Genomic DNA, 3,826 nt, shown 5'->3' with positions numbered 1-3,826 from the left:
ATTTCTTCTGAATAAGATTTTCTCGTTCCCATAAAAGAAACACCTCCGTATATTCGTATTTAAATTAAATACGGTATAAGAGGTGTTTTTTCCTTGTCTTATTTCATTGGGTCACTTCAGGGGCAGACCACCTATGATTCTACAGAAAGAATAGCGTATTTTTTCATTTTAGGGGGCATTTCTTTTTATTAGCTTGATAGCGATGGGGTCACCATATCAAAAAAAGGAAATTGTACGTTTAGACACATTTTAGACACAAACTAACCGGTACCTTGTATGTTAAGGAACCGGTTATTAATGTTGCAAATCTTTTACTAAACTTATTTATAATGACTTAATTTATTTACATTGGCATACCTGGTAAAAACTTCGCTATTAATACAATAATTGCGGCTAAGAAGAACGCTTTAATAATGAATAGAATAATAATTGGAATCAATGCTTTCACTTTGCTTAATCCAGCTGTAATATGTAATCCAAGCCAAATTAAGACTAAATTCCATACATAGAACACTTCAATGGTATTACCAATTCCATATCCAAATGTACCTTCCGTAAATAATAACCCTAAACTCGTATATTGGGTCATTCCAGTACCAAAGATTAGACTTAAAATTGTATTAACAAGTCCACCAATAATAAGGACAATATTTGTATAAACTACAATGTTCAATAGGGTTTTATAAGGGGTATCATTCCCAAAAAACATCATAAACATCTTATAAATAGCTGCTATGAAAAGTGTTCCAACCATTGCACCAGCAAAACTTGATCCGATTCCAGAAATAACTTCTGTTGTAAGTGAACTTTGACCAGCAAGCTCACCAAATTCTTTTTTCATTTTAAGCATCTCAGGCGAGGTATGTATAACATACGCACTTAATCCACCTATGAGCCCTTGTAACAGTGCCACTAAGAAGAACATTCCCCAAACTTTCTTCTTTATCTTCATTCTTTCAAATTGTACTCCAGGAGATGTAATCATTCCAAATAATGATGGCTTTTTCGCACCTACTTCTTGTGTATTCATATTCGCTTCCATTGTAGCGCCTCCTTCTATTTATATAATCCTCTTAAAGGATGATTCAAACAATTGTATGAGTAAAGGGGGCTTATCTCTACTACACCAGTAAACTATTCGTAACGAAGTGCTTCAATTGGATCTAATTTCGCAGCTTTATTCGCTGGAATTAATCCGAAAATAATACCGAGTGTCATGGAGAATAATACGCCTCCAACAACAACTTCCCATGAAACAAGCGGTGGCCATTTCGCAAGTGTCGAAACAATGTATGCTCCGCCATATCCAAGACCGATACCAATTAAACCGCCAAGAAGTGTTAACATAACTGCTTCAATTAAAAACTGTAATAAAATTTTACTACGCGTAGCTCCAAGTGCTTTACGAACTCCAATTTCACGCGTACGTTCTGTTACAGATACAAGCATGATATTCATAACACCAATACCACCAACGACTAATGAAATACCAGCAATACCACCAATGATCATTGTCATAATACCCGTCATTTTTGAAATACCTTCTTGAATCTCTTTTAAATTCATAACTTCATATTTACCAGTTGCATCGCTTGGTTTGCGACTGTTTAAGACATCCGCAGCTTTTTTACCTGCTTGCTCTAAATCATCTACATTTTTTGCTTGAACAGAAATATTTTGAATTTCATCTTTTCCATACAGTGTCGGCCATAATGAAATTGGAACGAGTGCTTCTGGTGGTCCCATTCCCATGAATTCTTTATCTGATTTATAGACACCAATAATTTGCATCGGTTGACCTTTTATTGCAATGATTTTACCGACTGGATTGGCATCCTTAAACACTTTATCTTCCATTTGTTTACTAATCATAACAACGTTGTTACCTTGATCCACATCTGATTCTTGTAGCGAACGTCCTTTTAGTACTTTTACTTTATTCACCGTGAAGTATTCATTGTCTAATCCAGTAATATTCACCATCTCTTTTTTATCTTCAATATCAAGAGACTCCATACTTGAATTTGTTGTTACGATATGTGCAATCTCTGGGATCTTCTTGATTTCAAAAATATCTTCTTCTGTTATTTTTGGTGCTTCAGCCATATCCATACCAAAAGGATCATTTATATCAGTACTATAATGAATGGGAACGGTTTGATTTCCTGATCCAACAAATTGTGATTTTAAGGCAGCCTCACCGCCTTGACCAATTGCTACAACAGTAATAATGGAACCAACACCAATGATGATCCCAAGCATCGTTAATGCTGAGCGCAATTTATGAGCTAATATAGAAGATAGGGCAATCTTCATACTATCTAGTAAACTCATACTGCACACCTTCTATCTTCTGTAATTTCCCCATCTCGTAAAACAATCCGGCGGGAAGAATACGCAGCTACTTCTTCTTCATGCGTAACCATAACAATCGTCGTACCTTCTTCGTTAAGCTTCGTAAAAATATCCATAACTTGCTCACCAGACTTCGTATCAAGTGCACCAGTCGGTTCATCGGCCATAATGAACGTTGGTTTATTAGCAATCGCTCTTGCAATTGCTACACGCTGCTTCTGTCCACCTGATAACTCATTCGGTAAATGATGCACACGATCTGCCAATCCAACTTTACCTAGTGCCTCCAGAGCACGCTTGCGGCGCTCCGTTTTCTTAATTCCCCCATATACGAGCGGAAGTTCAACATTTTCCACTGCGGAAAGACGAGGCAGTAAATTAAAATGCTGGAATACAAATCCAATATATTCATTACGAATTAAAGCAAGCTTTGACTCGTCTGCAGTTAAGACATTCACATCATTCAGCATATATTTGCCTTCTGTCGGACGATCTAAACAACCAATAATATTCATAAGCGTTGATTTACCAGATCCAGACGGTCCCATAATAGAAACGAACTCACCGCCCTGAATTGTTAAACTAATACCATGTAAAATCGGCACTGCCAATTTACCTTGAAAATACGTTTTAGAAATATTATTTAACGTAATCATTTCTCTTTCACTTCCATTCCGTCATACACGTTGTCGGAAGGATTTTTAACCACCTTTTGCCCCACTGTTGCGCCTTCAATAATCTCTGTCCAATCTCCATCAGTAGCACCTTTTTTCACATTTTGTTTACGAAGCTTTCCTTTCTCTTCGATATAAACAAATGCATCTTCGCCTTTTTCTACAATGCTCTTAGTTGGAACAGCAATCATCGTCTTATTCTCTAAATTTACTTGCAATGAAACGTGATAACCTGGAGATAAACCATCTTGACTATCAAGACTTGCTTTATATGTATATTGGGACATATTTTGAGTCGATTCACCCATACCGGCTGCTTGCGCCATCTCTGCACTCGTTGGGAATTCACTTACCTCCATAATCTTACCTGTCCACTTCTTCTTATTATTTGCTTTCGCAATTACAGTAAATGTTTGATCCTTTTGAATTTGTGACTTTTGAAGCTCAGTTAGCGTACCTTGAATTTGGAATGGATCTTTAGTAGCCACTTGTAAAAATGATTTCCCTTGACCACCTAACGCTTGCGATGAACTTTGCGCTGCATCTTTATCTAACTTTTGAACAACACCAGCAAAATTACTATAAATCGTAAGTTCTTTCTGCTTTTTACGTAACTCTTCTTTTTGTATCTTTCCTTTTTCTTTCTCAAGGTCAATTGTTTTTTGCCCCATCTCTAATTCACTTACTTGCTCTTCCATTGGGTCTGTTACTTCTTTCCCAGCACCACTATCTTTTGCCTTCTTAATTTCTTTATTCAACGAATCAATCTTCTTTTTCCCTTGATCATAACGCATATC

4 protein-coding genes are annotated in these 3,826 nt (G+C 36.6%); all 4 read right to left on the bottom strand.

The window, feature by feature from the left end:
• Positions 1-343 precede the first annotated feature (343 nt).
• Entirely contained in the window at positions 344-1,042 is a 699-nt protein-coding gene (locus BM089_RS30130; RefSeq protein WP_090979144.1) for a YknW family membrane protein, read from the bottom strand.
• A gap of 92 nt (positions 1,043-1,134) precedes the next feature.
• Positions 1,135-2,334: an ABC transporter permease gene (locus tag BM089_RS30125; protein WP_090979141.1), complete on the bottom strand. Its 1,200-nt coding sequence runs from the start codon at positions 2,332-2,334 to the stop codon at positions 1,135-1,137.
• Positions 2,331-3,011 carry an ABC transporter ATP-binding protein gene (locus tag BM089_RS30120; protein WP_090979138.1) on the bottom strand — a complete coding sequence of 227 codons (681 nt, stop codon included), beginning with the start codon at positions 3,009-3,011 and terminating at the stop codon, positions 2,331-2,333. The genes BM089_RS30125 and BM089_RS30120 overlap by 4 nt, the downstream gene beginning before the upstream one ends.
• On the bottom strand, positions 3,008-3,826 hold an 819-nt coding region (locus BM089_RS30115; RefSeq protein WP_090979136.1), incomplete at its 5' end, for an efflux RND transporter periplasmic adaptor subunit. The genes BM089_RS30115 and BM089_RS30120, both read right to left, overlap by 4 nt.

The sequence above is a fragment of the Bacillus sp. 5mfcol3.1 genome (assembly GCF_900114335.1).
Lineage (GTDB): Bacteria > Bacillota > Bacilli > Bacillales > Bacillaceae_G > Bacillus_A > Bacillus_A thuringiensis_S.
The sequence above is the reverse complement of the archived record's forward strand: the minus strand, read 5'-3'. Positions and strand labels throughout refer to the sequence as shown.

What these genes read in the sequence shown, in the direction of transcription:
- BM089_RS30130 (WP_090979144.1), bottom strand. Translation starts at nt 1,042, where the DNA reads ATGGAAGCGAATATGAATACACAAGAAGTAGGTGCGAAAAAGCCATCA.
- BM089_RS30125 (WP_090979141.1), bottom strand. Translation starts at nt 2,334, where the DNA reads ATGAGTTTACTAGATAGTATGAAGATTGCCCTATCTTCTATATTAGCT.
- BM089_RS30120 (WP_090979138.1), bottom strand. Translation starts at nt 3,011, where the DNA reads ATGATTACGTTAAATAATATTTCTAAAACGTATTTTCAAGGTAAATTG.